The organism is Pseudomonas rosaeacicularis, from assembly GCF_057128745.1.
The window spans coordinates 286,166-304,246 of record NZ_JBSKHT010000004.1 but is presented as its reverse complement, the minus strand read 5'-3'; the positions used below and the strand labels follow the sequence as shown (position 1 = coordinate 304,246).

General features: G+C 60.3%; 13 protein-coding genes and 1 pseudogene. 8 read left to right on the top strand and 6 right to left on the bottom strand.

What is annotated here, in order from left to right; all coding sequences use genetic code 11:
* Positions 1–2: 2 nt before the first annotated feature.
* The 4 genes from urtD to urtA form a co-directional block, all read right to left on the bottom strand.
* Entirely contained in the window at positions 3–764 is a 762-nt protein-coding gene (gene urtD, locus ACWKWM_RS07975) for an urea ABC transporter ATP-binding protein UrtD (protein ID WP_483845618.1), read from the bottom strand.
* The gene (gene urtC / locus ACWKWM_RS07970) at positions 761–1,936 is read right to left on the bottom strand and encodes an urea ABC transporter permease subunit UrtC (RefSeq protein ID WP_483845617.1); all 1,176 of its coding nucleotides are present in this window, start codon (positions 1,934–1,936) and stop codon (positions 761–763) included. The genes urtD and urtC overlap by 4 nt, the downstream gene beginning before the upstream one ends.
* Before the next feature lie 203 nt (positions 1,937–2,139).
* Positions 2,140–3,057 (bottom strand): urea ABC transporter permease subunit UrtB, encoded by a 918-nt coding sequence (urtB, locus tag ACWKWM_RS07965; RefSeq protein WP_483845616.1) that lies wholly within the window; start codon positions 3,055–3,057, stop codon positions 2,140–2,142.
* Positions 3,058–3,198: 141 nt separating this feature from the next.
* Complete coding sequence (gene urtA / locus ACWKWM_RS07960; RefSeq protein ID WP_483845615.1) at positions 3,199–4,443, bottom strand: urea ABC transporter substrate-binding protein; 1,245 nt, start codon at positions 4,441–4,443, stop codon at positions 3,199–3,201.
* Between the two features lie 488 nt (positions 4,444–4,931).
* On the opposite strand from urtA, the gene ACWKWM_RS07955 reads away from it, so the two are divergent.
* Complete coding sequence (locus tag ACWKWM_RS07955) at positions 4,932–8,333, top strand: ATP-binding protein (protein ID WP_483845614.1); 3,402 nt, start codon at positions 4,932–4,934, stop codon at positions 8,331–8,333.
* Positions 8,308–8,973 (top strand): response regulator, encoded by a 666-nt coding sequence (locus ACWKWM_RS07950; RefSeq protein ID WP_483845613.1) that lies wholly within the window; start codon positions 8,308–8,310, stop codon positions 8,971–8,973. The genes ACWKWM_RS07955 and ACWKWM_RS07950 overlap by 26 nt, the downstream gene beginning before the upstream one ends.
* 1,005 nt (positions 8,974–9,978) lie before the next feature.
* On the opposite strand, the gene ACWKWM_RS07945 is transcribed toward ACWKWM_RS07950, so the two are convergent.
* Positions 9,979–10,833, bottom strand: coding sequence for a LysR substrate-binding domain-containing protein (locus ACWKWM_RS07945; RefSeq protein ID WP_483845612.1), 855 nt, complete (start codon positions 10,831–10,833; stop codon positions 9,979–9,981).
* 108 nt (positions 10,834–10,941) lie between these two features.
* On the opposite strand from ACWKWM_RS07945, the gene ACWKWM_RS07940 reads away from it, so the two are divergent.
* The 3 genes and pseudogenes from ACWKWM_RS07940 (at position 10,942) to ACWKWM_RS07930 (ending at position 13,613) form a co-directional block, all read left to right on the top strand.
* Complete coding sequence (locus tag ACWKWM_RS07940) at positions 10,942–11,382, top strand: VOC family protein (protein ID WP_483845611.1); 441 nt, start codon at positions 10,942–10,944, stop codon at positions 11,380–11,382.
* 338 nt (positions 11,383–11,720) lie between these two features.
* Positions 11,721–12,755 (top strand): annotated as a pseudogene (locus tag ACWKWM_RS07935) (HAMP domain-containing protein); the annotation flags it as partial.
* Entirely contained in the window at positions 12,729–13,613 is an 885-nt protein-coding gene (locus ACWKWM_RS07930) for a methyl-accepting chemotaxis protein (RefSeq protein WP_483845640.1), read from the top strand. The pseudogene ACWKWM_RS07935 and the gene ACWKWM_RS07930, both read left to right, overlap by 27 nt.
* Positions 13,614–13,759: 146 nt before the next feature.
* Here ACWKWM_RS07930 and ACWKWM_RS07925 read toward each other — a convergent pair whose 3' ends face one another.
* On the bottom strand, positions 13,760–14,653 hold the full coding sequence (locus ACWKWM_RS07925; protein ID WP_483845610.1) for an alpha/beta hydrolase: 894 nt from the start codon (positions 14,651–14,653) through the stop codon (positions 13,760–13,762).
* 385 nt (positions 14,654–15,038) lie between these two features.
* Here ACWKWM_RS07925 and phnC point away from each other — a divergent pair, with 385 nt between their 5' ends.
* From phnC to phnE, 3 genes are all read left to right on the top strand, one after another.
* Positions 15,039–15,872 carry a phosphonate ABC transporter ATP-binding protein gene (phnC, locus tag ACWKWM_RS07920; RefSeq protein WP_483845609.1) on the top strand — a complete coding sequence of 278 codons (834 nt, stop codon included), beginning with the start codon at positions 15,039–15,041 and terminating at the stop codon, positions 15,870–15,872.
* Positions 15,873–16,183: 311 nt separating this feature from the next.
* A complete protein-coding gene (phnD, locus tag ACWKWM_RS07915; RefSeq protein WP_483845608.1) occupies positions 16,184–17,188 on the top strand; it encodes a phosphonate ABC transporter substrate-binding protein in 1,005 nt (334 codons plus the stop codon).
* A gap of 80 nt (positions 17,189–17,268) precedes the next feature.
* Positions 17,269–18,057, top strand: coding sequence for a phosphonate ABC transporter, permease protein PhnE (gene phnE / locus ACWKWM_RS07910; RefSeq protein WP_483845607.1), 789 nt, complete (start codon positions 17,269–17,271; stop codon positions 18,055–18,057).
* Positions 18,058–18,081 lie beyond the last annotated feature (24 nt).

Genomic DNA, 18,081 nt, shown 5'->3' with positions numbered 1-18,081 from the left:
CCTTAATGGCCCAGATAGACTTCGATGACTTTCGGGTTGTTCTGCACCGACTCCATGCTGCCTTCGGCCAGCACCTTGCCCTGATGCAGCACCGTGACCTTGTGCGCGATGCTCTTCACAAACTCCATGTCGTGCTCGATCACCAGCACCGAACGGCCCTGGCTGATGCGGTTCAACAGGTCAGCGGTCTGGGCGCGCTCGCTGACACTCATTCCGGCCACCGGCTCGTCGAGCATCAGCAGTTCCGGGTCCTGCATCAGCAACATGCCGATCTCCAGCCACTGCTTTTGGCCGTGGGACAAAAGCCCGGCCTGCTGATGCAGCAGGTCGCCCAGAAAAATGTCGGCGGACACCTGCGTGACCCGATCCAGCACCTCTTGGGTGCGCTTGAAAAACAATGCGCCGAACACCGAGCGACCGGCCGGGAATGACATCTCCAGGTTCTCGAACACGCTCAAGTTGTCGTAGATCGATGGCGTCTGAAATTTGCGCCCGACCCCTGCACGAACGATGTCGTACTCGTTCATCTTGGTCAGCTCGCGGTCCTTGAACTGAATGCTGCCGCCGGTAGCCCGGGTCTTGCCGCAGATCAGGTCCAGCACCGTCGTCTTGCCGGCTCCGTTCGGGCCGATCACCACCCGCACTTCGTTGCGATCGATGTACAGATTGAGGTCGTCCACCGCCTTGAAACCGTCGAAGGACACGGTCAGCCCTTCGATGACCAGCACCGGTTTGTTCATCTGAAAGCCTGTCGGGCTGGTCATGGCTGAATCTCCATTGGGCTGGCAGCTTTTTTGTCAGCGGGAGCGGGGGCTTTCACCGCTGCAGGCGCAGCTATCGCCGGTGCAGATTTGCGCGTCACGCGCGCCAGCCATTTGCGTCCGTGGCTTTCCCACAGACCGGCCAGGCCGTTGGGGAAATACATGACCACCGCGATAAACAGGCCGCCCATGAGGTACAGCCACAGTTCGGGGAACGACTCGGAGAAATAGGTCTTGCCGTAGTTCACCAGCAGCGAGCCGTACACCGCGCCCAGCAGCGACATGCGCCCGCCGACTGCTGCGAAAATCACCATTTCGATGGACGGCACGATGCCGACAAACGAGGGCGACATGAAACCGACCTGCAAGGCGAACATGGCCCCCCCAATGGCCGAAAAACACGCGGCGACGCAGTAGACGAAGACCTTGAAGGCGGCGACGTCATAGCCGGAAAAACGCACGCGCTCTTCCTTGTCACGCATGGCCATCAGCAGCCGGCCGAGCTTGGACGCGAGGATGAATTTGCCGAAGAGGATGCAGGCGAACAGCAGCCCGGCATTGATGAAGTAGAGCGTCAGCTTGGCGCCGTCGCCGCGGATGTCCCAACCAAGCAGGGTCTTGAGATCGGTAATGCCGTTGACCCCGCCGGTCAGGCCTTGCTGGCCGATGATCAGCACCGTCAGGATCAGCGCGATGGCCTGGGTGACGATGGAGAAGTACACGTCACCCACCCGACGCCGGAACAGCGCGGCGCCGATGATCAATGCCAACAAGACAGGCGCCACGATCACCGCGATCACCGTGAAGGTGAAGCTGTGAAACGGCACCCACAGCCACGGCAGTTCGGTGATCTGGTTCCAGTCCATGAAATCCGGAATGCCCGGGGTGGATTGGATTTTGGTGCTTTGCGGGTCGGACGCTTCCAGCTTGAGGAACATCGCCATGCAGTAGCCGCCCAGGCCGAAGAACACCCCTTGCCCCAGGCTGAGAATCCCGCCATACCCCCAGCACAACACCAGGCCCACCGCGACAAATGCGTACGTCAGGTATTTTCCCACCATGTTCAGGCGGAAGGCGTCGAGGGTCAGCGGGAAGACCACCAGAATCAGGGCCGCGAGGATCAACAGGCTGACCACGCCCTGGCGTCCACCGAGCATTTTGTTTAGCGCGTTCATTGCTTGGCCTCTCTCATCCAACATGGAGCTAATTGACGAAAACCAATCCGTGGGAGCGGACCTGTCCGCGAAGAGGCCAGTGAATCCGACGGATTTTCAGGGCCTGACAGATTGCTTTCGCGGACAGGTCCGCTCCCACGATTCTTCGCTTGACGCGCGAAAGTGCGGCGCCTGGAGAACAAGGCCTCTGTTGATGCGCACACTTATTTACGAACCTTGCTGGCAAACAACCCTTGCGGGCGCATCAACAGGATCAGGATCACGGCGGACAGGGTCAGGACCTTGGCCATCGAGCCACTCATGAAAAATTCCGACAGTGACTGGGTCTGGGCAATGGCGAACGCCGAGGCGATGGTGCCGAACAGGCTGGCCGCGCCGCCGAAGACCACCACCAGAAAGGTGTCGACGATATAAAGGGAACCGGCCGTTGGCCCGGTGGAACCGATGGTGGTGAACGCCGCGCCTGCCACCCCGGCCACACCGCAACCCAAGGCGAAGGTCATGCGGTCGACCTTGCGGGTGTTGATACCCACGGCGCGGCTCATCATCCGGTTCTGCACCGTGGCCCGGACATGCAAGCCCCAGCGGGTGCGGTACAGCATCAGGAAAATACCGCCGGTCATCAGCAACGTCAGGCCCATGACGAACAGGCCGTTGCGCGGGATTTCGATGGCGTCGGTAAGGTTGACCGCGCCCATCAGCCACTCGGGCGGGTTGGCGCTGACTTCACGAGCACCGAAGATGGAGCGGAAGGCTTGTTGCATGACCAGGGACAGACCCCAGGTCGCGAGCAGGGTGTCGAGTGGTCGGTGGTAGAGGCGACTGATCATCACCCACTCCACCACCCAGCCAATCGCACCGGCCACCACGAACGACAACGCGATGGCGAAGAAAAAATAGTACGGCTGCATCCACGGCACATAGGTCTGTACCAGGCTCGACAGCACGTAAGTGGTGTAGGCGCCGATGGTGAGGAATTCACCGTGGGCCATGTTGATCACGCCCATCTGACCAAAGATGATCGCCAGCCCCAGGGCCATCAACAACAGCACGCAGAACACGGAAAGCCCGTTGAACCCCTGCATGGCCGCGATGGCACCAAATTCCGATAGCCATTCCATGATGATGGTCTCCGAGGTGAATTCAGAACGGGCCCTGTTGGAGCGAGGCTTGCCCGCGAATGGGTATTCCCGGCCAATATCTCTATTGGCTGACCCAACGCATTCGCGGGCAAGCCTCGCTCCAACAGGGTGGATGAGCGGTTACTGATAACCCTTCGGAAACGGATTCGGCTCAATCAGATCCGACTCGTAGACCACTTTGAACTGGCCGTCTGCCTGGACTTCACCGATGCGGGTCTTGCTCCACAAGTGATGGTTTTCGTGAATCTTCACGTAGCCTTCAGGTGCGGATTTCAGTTCGATCCCAGGGGAAGCGGCGACCACTTTGTCGACGTCGAAACTGCCGGCTTTCTCGACAGCGGCTTTCCACAACCACGGGCCGAGGTAGGCGGCCTGGGTCACGTCGCCCATCACCGAATCCTTGCCGTATTTGGCCTTGAACGCTTCAACGAAGGCTTTGTTGTTCGGGTTATCCAGGCTCTGGAAGTACTTCATGGAGGCGTAGAAGCCCTTCATGTTTTCCCCGCCAATGCCCAGCAGTTCGTCTTCGGTGACCGACAGGGTCAACAACGTCTGCTTGGTGGAATCAACGCCAGCCGCCTTGAGCTGTTTGTAGAACGCGACGTTGGAGCCGCCCACGACCGCAGCGAAGACCACGTCAGGTTTCTTCAATTTGACTTTGTTGATCAGCGAACCGAACTGGGTGTTGCCCAGCGGGTAGTAGTCTTCGCCGACGACGGTGCCGTGCAGCACGTTTTCGATGTGCTTGCGCGCGATCTTCATCGAGGTGCGCGGCCAGATGTAATCGGAGCCGATCAGGTAGAAGGTCTTCGCGCCTTTGGTCTTGGCGATCCAGTCCAGGCTGGCGAGGATTTGCTGGGTGGCTTCCTGGCCTGTGTAGATCACGTTTTTCGACTGTTCCAGCCCTTCATAGAAGGTTGGGTAGTAGAGCAGGCCGTTTTCTTTCTCGAACACCGGCAACACCGCTTTACGCGAGGCCGAAGTCCAGCAGCCGAACACCGTGGCTACCTTGTCGCCCACCAGCAGCTTGCGCGCTTTCTCGGCAAAGGTCGGCCAGTCGGACGCGCCGTCTTCCTGAATGATCTTGATCTGGCGGCCAAGAATGCCGCCCGAAGCGTTGATCTGATCAATGGCCAGGCGCTCGGCCTGGATCGAACCGGTTTCGGAGATTGCCATGGTGCCGGTGGCCGAATGCAGCTGGCCGACGGTCACTTCGGTCGCCGTCACGGCCAGACCTGTGGTGTTGGCGTCGTCGGCCAGGGTCATCTGGCTGAACACGCTGGCGGCGATCAGCGAAAGTGCTGCCGCACCCAATGCCAGCCGTCGGGGGAAAAAGCGCGTGGGGCCTGTCAGTCGTGAATCCATGTTCCCGCTCCTGTGCTGGTGATTCGAAACGGCCGGGTGAAGGTCCGTCGCGAGCTGCGAGCAAGAATGAGCGTGGCGCGGGAAACGAGGTATACGCAGCGTGACGTATCGGCGTACGTCATTTGACGTAGGGCCGGGAACTCTGGGCAAAGGCATCATTGCGCCCGCGGCACAGAAGTTGCTGTTTGAAGGGACACGCGCCCGCCCTTGTCTGTAGGACCGCGCTTGCCCGCGAAGAGGCCAGCACATTCCTCAGATTTGCGGTGCCTGGCAGAGTGCTTTCGCGGACGGGTCCGCTCCCACGGGGTATGGGTAGTTATCCAGAATCTGTGGTGTGACCCAATCCGTGGGAGCGGACCTGTCCGCGAAGAGGCCAGGGCATTAAACAGATTTGCGGTGCCTGGCAGGTTGCTTTCGCGGACGGGTCCGCGTCCACGGGAATGGCGTCAACTGTTACGTCCCAGTTTATTTAACCCAGGAACCACTCAGTGCGCCCCTCCGGCTCTCAACGCATCGTCAAGGTGCGCCGCGATTACAACCGTCTGGTCGCTGACGAGACCATGGAAGACTACGCGCTGCGTTTCACGCCCAAGTCGTTTCGCAAATGGTCGGAATTCCGCATCGCCAACACCGCTGTCGGCGCGGTGTCGTTCCTGGCACTGGAGGCCATCGGTGGCGCGTTGGTGATGAGTTACGGCTTCACCAATACGCTGTGGGCGATCATCGCCATGGCGGTGGTGATCTTTCTCACCGGCCTGCCCATCAGTTATTACGCCGCCCGCTATGGCGTGGACATGGACCTGCTGACCCGGGGCGCCGGTTTCGGCTACATTGGCTCCACCATTACCTCACTGATCTACGCCAGCTTCACCTTTCTGTTCTTCGCCCTTGAAGCAGCCATCATGGCCCTGGCGCTGGAGCTGTACACCCACATCCCGCTGGCGTTGGCGTACGTCATCTGCTCCATCATTGTCATCCCGTTGGTGGCCTATGGCATCACCCTGATCAGTCGCCTGCAGATGTGGTCGCAACCGCTGTGGCTGACGCTGTTGATCGTGCCGTACGTGTTCGTGATCTGGAAAAACCCCGACGCGCTGTCCGACCTGACCAGCTTCGCCGGGCGCGAAGGCGAGGGCGGGACCTTCAACTTGCTGCTGTTTGGCGCGGCGTTCAGCGTGGCGCTGTCACTGGTAACGCAGATCGGCGAGCAGGTGGACTACCTGCGCTTTCTCCCGGAAAAAACCCGACACAACCGCAAGCGCTGGTGGGCCGCGCTGTTGATGGCCGGGCCCGGCTGGGTGATCCCCGGCGCCCTGAAAATCATGGCCGGCGCCTTTCTGGCGTTTCTCGCCCTGCAACATCAAGTGCCCATCGAGCGCGCGGCCGAGCCGACGCAGATGTACCTGGTGGCGTTCAACTACGTGTTCGTGTCCCCGGAATGGGCGCTGGCGGCCATGGTGCTGTTCGTGATCATTTCCCAGATCAAAATCAACATGACCAACGCCTACGCCGGTTCCCTGGCCTGGTCGAATTTCTTCGCGCGGGTCACTCATAGCCATCCCGGGCGGGTGATCTGGCTGGTGTTCAACGTCGCCATCGCACTGATCCTCATGGAGCTGGGCGTGTTCGACGCCATCGAGGAAGTGCTTGGGCTGTACGCCAACGTGGCCATCGCCTGGATCGGCGCGCTGGTGGCCGATCTGGTGATCAACAAGCCACTGGGGCTTTCCCCCAAGCACATCGAATTCAAGCGCGCGCACCTTTACGACATCAACCCGGTGGGCGTCGGCGCGATGTTCATTGCGTCATTGCTGTCCATGTGTGCCCATTTCGGGGCGCTGGGGGAAGTCGCGAGGGCCGCACCGCCACTGATTTCTCTGACCACAGCCCTGATTGCCGCGCCGTTAATCGCCTGGCTGACCAAAGGCCGCTATTACATCGCCCGGGAGAGCGACCCCGGCCTGCTGTTTCCCATAGGGCGCCAGACCAGTCTGCGCTGCGGGGTTTGCAGCAACACGTTCGAAAGCCCGGACATGGCCTGGTGTCCGGCCTATGGCTCGCCGATCTGCTCGTTGTGCTGTTCGCTGGACGCACGCTGCGGCGATCAGTGCAAAACCCGCGCGCGGCTGTCGATGCAATTTGAGGACCTGGTCGCGCGCCTGCTGCCGCGTTTGCCGCGCCAGTACCTGCACACGCGGCTGGCGCAATACCTGGGCCTGTTGACCGTATTGGTACTGACCTTGAGCGGGGCGCTGGCGATGATTTACAGCCAGGTGTCCCACGGGCTGATCGATCAGTCGCCCGAAGTGCATCACACCCTAATGCTGGCGTTTCTCAAGGCGTTCCTGACCTTTTGTGTGTTCGCCGGTGTGCTCGCCTGGTGGGTGGTGCTGACCCGGGAAAGCCGTCGCGTGGCGCTGGAAGAGTCCGAGCGGCAGACGGCCTTGCTGATGCAGGAAATCGAAGCCCACGACAAGACCGATCAGGCGCTGCAAGAAGCCAAGGAGGCCTCGGAGGCGGCCAACGCGGCCAAGAGTCGTTACGTGACCGGGCTCTCCCACGAACTGCGCACACCGCTCAACAGCATTCTGGGTTTCACCCAGATTTTGCAGCGAGACGCGGCCACCCCAAGCAAGCACCTCGATTCACTGGCCACCATCATGCGCAGCAGTTCGCACCTGTTGTCGCTGATCGATGGCTTGCTCGACGTGGCCAAGATCGAAGCCGGCAAGTTGCGCCTTGAGCCCTCGGAAATCCTGTTTCGCGAGTTCCTTGATGACCTGGAAAAAATGTTCGCCAGCACCGCGCGTGAAAAGGGCCTGCGCTTTCGCCTGGACCTGATCGGACGCATGCCGCAGGTGGTACGTGGTGATGAAAAGCGGGTGCGGCAGATTTTGATCAACCTGCTGGGCAACGCGATCAATTTCACCGACAGCGGCGAGGTGTGCCTGCGGGTCAGTTACCGTCGCGAAACCGCGACGTTCGACATCATCGACACCGGGATCGGCATCGCGCCGGAACAGATCGAGCGGATTTTTCAGCCCTTTGAACGGGGAGGGCTTGTGCGCCAGGACAACGGTGTAGGCCTGGGGCTGACCATCACCCGCATGCTGACCGCCTTGATGGGCGGCGCGTTGTCGGTCAGCAGCCAGCCCGATGAAGGCACGCGGTTTCAGGTGCGGCTGTTTCTGTCCGAAGTGCGGGTGCCCAAGGCCGTCATCGACGTCAGCCACGATGTCATCGGGTATGACGGCCATCGGCGGCTGATTCTGGTGGTCGATGATCACATCGAGCACCGCAAGGTCATCAGCGGCATGCTCATGCCCTTGGGTTTTGAAGTGGCGCAAGCGGCCAACGGGCACGAGGCAGTCAGGCAGGTGTCGTTGCTGCACCCGGATCTGATCCTGATGGACCTGTCCATGCCGGACATGGATGGCTGGGCCACTAGCCGCATGATTCGCCGCAACGCGCTGTCGCTGGCGCCGATCATTGTCCTGTCAGCCAACGCCAATGCCTTCGCCGACGATAAGGAACGCAGCCTTCAGGTGTGCAACGACTACCTGGCCAAACCCGTGCACCTGCAGCAACTGCTCGACCGCATTCAGTTTCATCTGCAACTGACCTGGCAGCGGCGCCTGCGCATTCCGCCTTTGTCTCTTCCGGCAACGGTTGTGCTGCCTTCGCGCGAGGATCTGGAAGAGCTGTATGAGTTGTGCGGCCTGGGCTATGTCCGGGGCATTCAACAAAAACTCGACGCCATCGAGCGTGAGAGCACCAGCAGTGTCGGTTTCGTCACCGGCCTGCGAACCCTGGCCTCAGGCTTTCGCCTGGATGAACTCAGTCTTCAATTGAAGGAGGCCCTCAATGGACGCTATGACCCGAGCCGCTGAAAACGGCGTCATCCTGATCGTCGATGACGTTCCCGACAATCTGGCGCTGCTGTCCGATGCGCTGGATGAGGCGGGCTACATGGTGCTGGTGGCGCTGGACGGTCATAGCGCGCTGACTCGGATTCAGCGTCGGCGTCCGGATTTGATTTTGCTGGATGCGATGATGCCCGGCCTCAATGGCTTCGATACCTGTCGGCAAATCAAGGCGCAACCGGACACGGCGAACATCCCGGTGCTGTTCATGACCGCGCTGACCGACAGCGAGCATGTGGTGCAGGGCTTTGAGGCCGGCGCTATCGATTACGTCACCAAGCCGATCCAGTGCGCTGAAGTGCTGGCCCGGGTGGCGTCGCATCTGCGTACGGCGCGGATTCTGCAATCGGCGCGCACGGCGTCGCAGCCGGTGAGGTTCGACGACAAATCGGCCTACGGAAAACTGTCGCGCCGCTTTCAGCTGACCGACCGGGAAATCGAGGTCTTGCGTTGGGTGTCGTGCGGCAAGACCAACAAGGACATCGCCGACATTTTGCAGTTGAGTCCGCGCACGGTGAACAAACATCTGGAGCACATCTACATCAAACTCGGCGTCGAAACCCGTACTGCCGCGACTTCAGTGGCCTTGGCGGCGATGACGGGTTGATCATCGGCGCACGCAAATTCCTGTAGGAGCTGCCGAAGGCTGCGATGCGGTGTTTCGGGTGTACCGGGATTGTGTGTATATCCGTTATTGGGGGTGTTGCTGGTATTGGTTCCGCCGGTGCGGGTGACGCGGTCTCCTGTAGGAGCAATCGGAGGTTACGACGGTCGCGATGCGGTGTGTCGGGTGTACCGGGGTTGTGTGAATATCCGTTATCTCTGGTGGTGCTGACGTTGGTTCCGCCCTTACGGCGGGTCACTTTTCTTTCGGGAAAAGTAACCAAAACCATTTGCTCCCGGTTTGGCCCGACTTCGTCGGGTTCCCTCACTCCGGCGACGCTCCGTGGGCACGCGCCGAACGGACATCCATGTCCTGACGGCGCTTGGCGGGCGTCCCTGCCCGCCATCCCACTGCGCGCCACCTGCGTTCGGCCTGCACCCAAGTCGCGATTTGTGGTGTCTGGACTGTTGCGCATGAAGAGCAAAAGCAACGCGCGTTGCGCTTCTGCTCTGATCGTTCCTCACGCTCCGCGTGGGAATGCAGCCCGGACGCTCCGCGTCCAATGACGCGGAGCGTCATGAGAGGCGCTACCACGCGGAGCGTGGGAGCGATCAGGAAAGCGTTCTGCGCTTTTTATCCGAGCCGTGCCGAGATTTTGTGAGCGCCACAAAGTGCGACTTTGGAAGGCCGAGCGCAGGCGTTGCGCAGGGGACAGCGCGGCATGGATGCCGCGCTAGCCGCCCCCGGCCATGGATGGCCGATGGCGGCGTGTCCCCGGAGCAATGCCGGAGCGAGGGAACCCGACGAAGGAGGGCCGGACACGGGAGCGAAACGGTTTGGTTACTTTGCCAAGACAAAGTGACACGCCGTAAGGGCGGAACCGATGTCAGCAACACCCTCGACAACGGATATTCACCCGATCCCGATCCCGATCTCGACCCCGATCCCGAGGCGCATCAGCCACACCGCATCGCAGCCTTCGGCAGCTCCTACAAGGTTCCGCGTCAATCATTCCAGACATTCGCGAAACAGCTTGTGCAACGGCAACTGCCGATTGGCATGACGCATGATCAGCACCAGCTCCCGGTAGAAGGTCAACGCCCCCAACTCAATCACCCGAATATTCGCCTCCCGCGCCAGCCACAAACCGGCCTGTGGCACCAACGAAACACCCAGCCCGGCCTCGACCATACGCACCAGCGCTTCCACCTCGTCCAGCTCCAACCCCGGATTGACCTCGATCTTCTGCTCGCGCAAAAAGCGGCTCACTTGACGCCCGCCGAACGAATGCCGGTCGTAGCGCACGAAGCGGTTGTCGCGCAGCAACTGCAGCGGATCATCCCCCACCACATGCCCCGGCACGATCAACACAAACGGCTCACGCTGGAGCACTTCCAGGTGCAAATCCTTGGGCAGCGCGAAGGGCGGATGGATCATGATCGCCAGATCGATCTCGCCAGCGTCGACGCTGTTCAGCAGGTTCTGCGACACCCCCGGCATTACCTTCGCCTCAACAGCGGGCGCCTCGCGGTTGAGCCGTACCAGTGCGTCCGGCAGCAAACCGGTCTGCACGGTGGCGATGGCGCCGATCACCAGTTCGCCGAAATAGCCGCTGTCGTGCTCGGGTTTTGCCATGCGCTCGTAAATCTCGATGATCTCCCGCGCCATGGGGAGGGCACGCTGACCCGCCGCGTTAAGCGTGGCGCTGCGGCCATTTCGATCAAACAGATTGCCGCCCAGCGCTTTTTCCAGCGTGCGGATCTGCGCACTGACCGCCGACTGAGTCAGGCCGATGTGGTTGCCCGCTGCGACAAAGGTACCGAGGCGGGCAACGGTCAGCAGGGTTTTCAGTTCGCGGATCATGTGGCGCTCTCTAATCAAAAAAATTCGTGCTCGACACGAAAATTATGAGTTTTCAATTCATGAATCAATGGGCAAAGATACGTCCATTCACTATAAAGAGACATCACCGTGACCACACCGACCTCTACGCTTACGCCGTTTCACCTGGCCATTCCGGTTTACGACCTGGCCGCTGCGCGTCACTTCTACGCCAACGTGTTCAACCTGCCGGAAGGCCGCTCCAGTGAGCAGTGGGTGGACTTCGACTTTTTTGGCCATCAACTGGTGATTCACGAACACCCTAAAACCGACTCTCAGGCCCACGCCGGTAGCAACGCGGTGGACGGTCACGACGTACCTGTGCCGCATTTTGGTGTGGTGCTGGGTTGGGAAACCTGGGAAGCGTTGGCCGAGCGCTTGCGCGGGCAGGGCGTGAAGTTCGTGATCGAACCGTACGTGCGCTTCAAGGGGCAGGTGGGCGAGCAGGCGACGATGTTCCTGTTCGACCCATGCGGCAATGCGCTTGAGTTCAAGGCGTTCAAGGACATGTCGCAGTTGTTTGCCAAGTAGCGTTTACGCGTTGCCCCATGACGGGCATTGCGCATAACCCGTGGGAGCGGACCTGTCCGCGAATACGTCGGCACATTCAATCAATGTTTCGGCTGTGATGCAGTCTTCGCGGACAGGTCCGCTCCCACAGTATGGTTACAAGATTCCAGCAATTGTTATGTGCGTGCGTTAATCAACTCCCCACCACTCGTCACCCTAACTAACGCCTCCCCGAAACCGGCCGACACATTTCTCAGGCCGCGTCTTCCCTTTTGCCGAGCAAGCCCGTACAAAGCGCAGCGCTTGCCTATCCGGTGGTGCACACCCTCGCTGTCATTCCTGTTGATGGATACAAACGTATGATCAGAAGTCTTGGCTTCAGCAGAAAGATCCTGCTGGCTGCCGCGTTGATAGTTGTCGTCGCGTTCTCGCTGTTTATCGTGGTGAACGATTTCCGACAACGGGAAACCCTGAAAAACAATGTGGATTCTGAACTTACCCAGTTAGGCAGTCTGACCACGCAAAATATTCAGACCTGGCTGGAAAGCCGCACCCAATTGCTGCATTCCATGGCGCAACAGATTGCCGTGGACGGCCCCGCGCAAGCCAGTCTGCAGCGCGCCATCGGCTTGCCGGTCTATCCGGAAAACTTCCAGCTCAGCTATTTCGGTGGCAAGGACGGCGTGATGTTCTCCGTGCCCGCCGGCAATCGTGCCGCTGATTATGACCCCCGCGCCCGTGGCTGGTACAAAGCCGCCGACGCAGCCCAAGCCACCATCGTCACCGAACCCTACATTGCCGCCTCGTCCGGCAAACTGGTGGTGACCCTGGCCACTCCGGTGCGCCAGCAGGGGCAAATGATTGGCGTCGCGGGCGCGGACATCTCGCTGGACGCTATCAGCAAGACCATCAATTCGCTGAACTTCGGAGGTCACGGTTATGCGTACATCGTCAGCGCCGACGGCAAGATTCTGATTCACCCCGACAGCAAGCTGGTTCTCAAGAGTGTCAGTGAGGCCTATCCCGACGGAGCGCCGAAAATCGCACCCGGTGTGGCCGAGATTGAATCCGCTGGCAAGGCGCAGTTCATCTCCTTCACCAAAGTCCAGGGCCTGAGTTCGGCCAACTGGTACGTGGCGCTGGTGCTGGATCGTGATGCAGCGTATTCGATGCTCAGCGAATTCCGCTCCTCGGCGATCACCGCCATGGTCATTGCCGTGGCGATCATCATGCTGTTGCTGGGGTTGTTGATTCGCGTGCTGATGCAACCGCTGCACCAGATGGGCCGCGCCATGGCCGATATCGCCGACGGCGAAGGCGATCTGACCAAGCGATTGAACAACGATTCCAACGATGAATTTGGTCGGATGGCGCAATCGTTCAACCGCTTTGTAGAGCGTATTCACGGCTCGATCCGCGAAGTGGCATCCACCGCCGGGCAGTTGGGGGAAGTCGCCGCGCAGGTCGTGGGTGCGTCCAATTCCTCAATGAGGAATTCCGATCAGCAGGCCAACCGCACCACCAGCGTGGCCGCCGCGATCAACCAACTGGGCGCCGCCGCTCAAGAGATCGCGCAGAACGCAGCCCTCGCTTCGCAGCATTCCAGCCAGGCGAGCCAGTTGGCGAGCGAAGGGCAGAGCGTCGTCAGCCAGACCATCGCTGCGATGAATCAGCTGTCGCAGAAGATCAGCGAGTCGTGCGTCAACATCGAAACCCTGAACAACAAGACCGCCAACATCGGACAGATTCTGGAAGTGATTTCCGGCATCTCCCAGCAGACCAACCTGCTGGCGCTCAACGCTGCGATTGAAGCGGCGCGTGCGGGTGAGGCCGGTCGTGGATTTGCTGTGGTGGCTGATGAGGTGCGCAACCTGGCCCATCGCACTCAGGATTCGGCGCAGCAAGTGCAGAAGATGATTGAAGAGCTGCAAGTCGGCGCGCGGGATGCGGTGGTCAACATGACCGAGAGCCAGCGCCAAAGCGAAAGCAGTGTGGTGATCGCCAATCAGGCCGGCGAACGGCTGGGCAGCGTGACCCAGCGCATCGGCGAAATCGACGGCATGAACCAGTCGGTGGCGACCGCGACCGAGGAGCAGACTGCCGTGGTGGAATCGATCAACGTCGACATCACCGAGATCAACACCCTCAACCAGGAAGGCGTCGACAACCTCAAATCCACTCTCGATGCGTGCTCGCAACTGGAACACCAGACCGCGCGCTTGCAGCATCTGGTGGGCACGTTCCGGATCTGAAAACACAGCGTTCCAGCAGGTCAATGTGATTCACACTGTGGGAGCGGACCTGTCCGCGAAGGCGTCGGTACATTCAGCACATCTTTAGTGTCTGAAATGATGTCTTCGCGGACAGGTCCGCTCCCACGGGTTTAGCGCTCCTGAAGTCACGGTTTTTCGGGCAACCCTGCCGCCATCCGCAGCGCGGGGTAAAGCGCCGTACTGAACATCTGCCCATGGTTTCGCCCATTGGGCTGCTCATAGGTCGCGTCGGTATTGGGCAGCGTTGCCAGGTGCTCGGCCAACAACCGGTTGGAGTCATTCGGCACCGCCGCCATGGCCTTTCTTCTTTCTGGCGAGCCGTTATCGAACTGCCCAACCGGTGGCTTGCCTTCCCGTTCCCCGCGCATGATGCGAACCGTCTTCGGTTGATCACCTGCGAACCGCTGCAACGCCATGCCGTTGTCGAAGGTCATCGGCTGAAACCACAGCGAAGGACTGGCGGCGAACCAGGTCTGGAACGCTTCGGGTTTTTCCAGCAGCGCGTACAGCACGAACAATCCGCCAAACGAGTGGCCCCACAGCATCTGGCGCGATTGATCGATGGCGTAGCGCGCCTGCACTTCAGGTTTTATTTTGCTTTGAATGAGGTCAAGAAACGCCGCTGACGTCGCCCCGGTGTAATCGCGGGTGCGTTGTTGCATGTCGTAAGTGCCATCGATGTCGTAGCCGATCATCACCAGCAGCGGCGGGCTGCCTGCTTCCAGTTTCCCCAGCCAGTCATCGCGCAGCTCGGCCATGACGTTGTTGCCGTCCAGCAGGTACATCACCGGGTAGCCAGTGGCGGGCGGCGCTTTTTTGGGAATGGCGATGTCGAGGCGGTAGTGAATCTCACCGCCGGGCGAGTCTACGTTCAGGCGCTCGAAGGTGTAATGGGCCGAGCCTGTTTGAGCCAGAGGCGGGGTGTTCTCGGCGACGCTGCCAGCGGCGTAGGCCATCAACGGCAGCGCGCTGAGCAGGGTGATCGACAGCGTTTTTTTCATGGTTTGAATCCAGTTCATGGGTGCGCGCTCGTTGTTCAATTCCTAACCCCGCGTCAAACGCGATGGTCGGGCGCCAGTCTGTAGGAGCCAACTTGTTGGCGAGAAATTCAGGCGGGGTGCCAGACAGTACGTCTCGCGAACAAGTTCGCTCCTACGGAAAGTGGCCCTAACTTGTCTAGCCCACACGCCGGTCAGGCCGCGATTCTAGCGTGTGATGTCGGCCAAAACCCCTCAAAACCCTACCTCAAACCTTCAACAAACTGTTATCCCACGTTCATGTTTGGTTCATCGGACTGCCACACGCTCTCTCTAATGTCACTCGCACCGCAGCCAGCCATGGACCGGTTTGGCAGGTCGTCAAATCGCGTTGGCAGCACGCCAGCCCCACAAGACAGAGAAGCCCATGAACCCAGCCATCCATGTCGACCGCTTGAACAAGACATTTGCCCGCAAGACCGCTCTGGTTGATCTCGCATTGTCTATACAACCCGGAGAAATGGTCGCGCTGATCGGCGCTTCGGGCTCCGGCAAATCTACCCTGTTGCGCCACCTCGCGGGCCTTGCGTGTTGTGATCGCAACAACGGCGGCAACGTCCAGGTGCTGGGCCGTGAGGTGCAGGCCTCGGGCCGCTTGAACAGTAAAGTGCGCCGCTTGCGCGCTGACATCGGCTACATCTTTCAGCAATTCAATCTGGTCAATCGCCTCAGCGTGATGGACAACGTGCTGCTTGGATGCCTGGGTCGCATGCCACGCTGGCGTGGCAATCTGGGGCTGTTCAACGCCGAGGAAAAGCAACGGGCCATGGAATCACTGGCTCGCGTCGGCCTTGCCGATCTGGCCCATCAGCGCGCCTCAACGCTTTCCGGCGGTCAACAGCAGCGTGTGGCGATTGCCCGGGCTTTGACCCAGCGCGCTGAAGTGATTCTGGCAGACGAGCCCATTGCTTCGCTGGACCCGGAATCTGCGCGCAACGTCATGGAAATCCTTTCCGATATCAATCGTCGCGACGGCAAGACCGTGGTCGTCACCCTGCATCAAGTCGATTACGCCGTGCGGTATTGCCCGCGTGCCGTTGCCCTCAAAGCCGGGCGCATTCATTACGACGGCAAGGGCACCGAGCTGAGTAGCCAGTTTCTCAATGAGCTGTACGGCGGCGACCTGGACACCAGCCTCATGTTTTCCGACCAGACCCGCAAGCCCGGCAAGCCACCGCGATTGGCGCTGGCCCAGGCCTGACCACATTCCCCTGTAGGAGCGAACGTGTTCGCGAGGCGTTTTTCCTGACACACCGCGTCAGCTGCCTCGCCAACAAGTTGGCTCCTACAGACAACGCACAAACCCTGTAGGAGCGAACTGGTTCGCGAGGCGTCATCCCTGACACACCGCGTCAGGGCCCTCGCCAACAAGTTGGCTCCTACAGACAACGCACAAACCCTGTAGGAGCGAACTTGTTCGCGAGGCGCCATCCCTGACACACCGCGTCAGCTGCCTCGCCAACAAGTTGGCTCCTACAGACAACGCACAACCTCTCGATTCAGGAGCACTCAATGTTGAACAGTATCGGTCGCGTGTTCGCGTCTGCCGCCTTGCTCGCCAGCTGCCTGCTGGGTAACGCGCAAGCCGACGACAAGGTCATCAACTTCGGCATCATGTCCACCGAGTCTTCGCAAAACCTGAAAAGCGTCTGGCAGCCGTTCCTCGATGACATGACGAAAAAGACCGGCCTGAACGTCAAGGCCACCTTCGCCTCCGACTACGCCGGGCTGATTCAGGGCATGCGCTTCAACAAGGTCGATGTGGCCTGGCTGGGCAACAAAGCGGCGATGGAAGCTGTAGACCGTTCCGGCGGTGAAATCTTTGCCCAGACCGCTGCTGCCAATGGCGCGCCGGGCTACTGGAGCGTGATCATTGCGCGCAAGGACAGCCCGATCAATTCGGTCGAAGACATGCTCAAGCACGCCAAGGAGCTGACCTTCGGTAACGGCGATCCAAACTCCACCTCCGGCTACCTGATCCCCGGCTACTACGTGTTCGCCAAGAACAACGTCGACGCCGCCACCGCGTTCAAACGCACCCTCAACTCCAGCCACGAAGTGAACGCCTTGAGCGTCGCCAAGGGCCAGCTGGATGTCGCCACCTTCAACACCGAAAGCTGGGACCGCCTGGAAGTGACCCAGCCGGACAAAGCGGCGCTGCTCAAAGTGATCTGGAAATCTCCGATCATCCCGGCGGACCCGATGGTCTGGCGCAAATCCATGTCGGACGACGACAAGAACAAGATCCGCGAATTCTTCGCCACCTACGGCGACACCGACGAAGAAAAAGCCGTGCTCAAGAACATGCAGATGGGCAAGTTCCTCAAGTCCTCTGACGACCAGTTGCTGACCATCCGCCAACTGGACCTGTTCAAGCAGAAGTCCGAAGTCACCGCCAGCACCACCCTCGATGCCAATGAAAAAGCTACGCGCCTCAAAGCCATCGATGAAGGCCTGACCAAGCTTCAGGACCGTATCTCCGACCTGGAAAAACAAGGCACCGCCAAAGCGGGCTGACCGGTGCGGCGCGGTGCATCGGCACCGCGCCTGCCAACGCATTCGAGCTGTCGTTTTTAACCCTGCAAACGGGATCGTTTATGACCACTCACGCTGTATATGCCGAAGCCGTCGGCAAGCGCTCCTGGAGCCGATACCTGGGCTGGGGCCTGTTCGCCGCGATGATGGCCTGGGCCTGGCACGGCGCGGAAATGAACCCGCTCGCGCTCTATCGCGACTCCGGGAACATGGCGACCTTCGCCGCCGACTTCTTCCCGCCGGACTTTCACGAATGGCGTTCGTACCTCAAGGAAATGATCGTCACTGTGCACATCGCGCTGTGGGGCACTTTGCTTGCGATCGTCTGCTCCGTGCCCCTGGGCATTCTCTGCGCCGACAACATCACTCCGTGGTGGATTCACCAGCCGCTGCGCCGGGTCATGGATTCCTTCCGCTCCATCAATGAAATGGTCTTCGCGATGCTGTTTGTGGTCGCGGTCGGTCTGGGCCCGTTCGCCGGTGTCCTGGCGCTCTGGATCAGCACCACCGGCGTACTCGCCAAGCTGTTCGCCGAAGCGGTTGAAGCCATCGATCCGGGGCCAGTTGAAGGCGTGCGCGCGACAGGCGCCAGTGCATTGCAAGAAGTGATTTACGGGGTCATCCCGCAGGTGCTGCCGCTGTGGATCTCCTATGCGCTGTACCGCTTCGAATCCAACGTGCGCTCGGCGACGGTGGTGGGGATGGTCGGTGCGGGCGGTATCGGGGTGATCCTCTGGGAAAACATCCGCGCGTTCGAGTTCGTTCAGACCTGCGCCGTGCTCTTGGTGATCATCGTGGTGGTCAGCGTGATCGACATCATTTCCCAGCGCCTGCGCAAGCAGTTCATCTAACTGACAGGAGAGGGTGCGAACCCT

Excerpts from the sequence above, each read along its gene's own strand:
- urtD (WP_483845618.1), bottom strand. The coding sequence starts at position 764 with ATGACCAGCCCGACAGGCTTTCAGATGAACAAACCGGTGCTGGTCATC.
- urtC (WP_483845617.1), bottom strand. The coding sequence starts at position 1,936 with ATGAACGCGCTAAACAAAATGCTCGGTGGACGCCAGGGCGTGGTCAGC.
- urtB (WP_483845616.1), bottom strand. The coding sequence starts at position 3,057 with ATGGAATGGCTATCGGAATTTGGTGCCATCGCGGCCATGCAGGGGTTC.
- urtA (WP_483845615.1), bottom strand. The coding sequence starts at position 4,443 with ATGGATTCACGACTGACAGGCCCCACGCGCTTTTTCCCCCGACGGCTG.
- ACWKWM_RS07950 (WP_483845613.1), top strand. The coding sequence starts at position 8,308 with ATGGACGCTATGACCCGAGCCGCTGAAAACGGCGTCATCCTGATCGTC.
- ACWKWM_RS07945 (WP_483845612.1), bottom strand. The coding sequence starts at position 10,833 with ATGATCCGCGAACTGAAAACCCTGCTGACCGTTGCCCGCCTCGGTACC.
- ACWKWM_RS07930 (WP_483845640.1), top strand. The coding sequence starts at position 12,729 with ATGGCGCAATCGTTCAACCGCTTTGTAGAGCGTATTCACGGCTCGATC.
- ACWKWM_RS07925 (WP_483845610.1), bottom strand. The coding sequence starts at position 14,653 with ATGAACTGGATTCAAACCATGAAAAAAACGCTGTCGATCACCCTGCTC.
- phnC (WP_483845609.1), top strand. The coding sequence starts at position 15,039 with ATGAACCCAGCCATCCATGTCGACCGCTTGAACAAGACATTTGCCCGC.
- phnD (WP_483845608.1), top strand. The coding sequence starts at position 16,184 with ATGTTGAACAGTATCGGTCGCGTGTTCGCGTCTGCCGCCTTGCTCGCC.
- phnE (WP_483845607.1), top strand. The coding sequence starts at position 17,269 with ATGACCACTCACGCTGTATATGCCGAAGCCGTCGGCAAGCGCTCCTGG.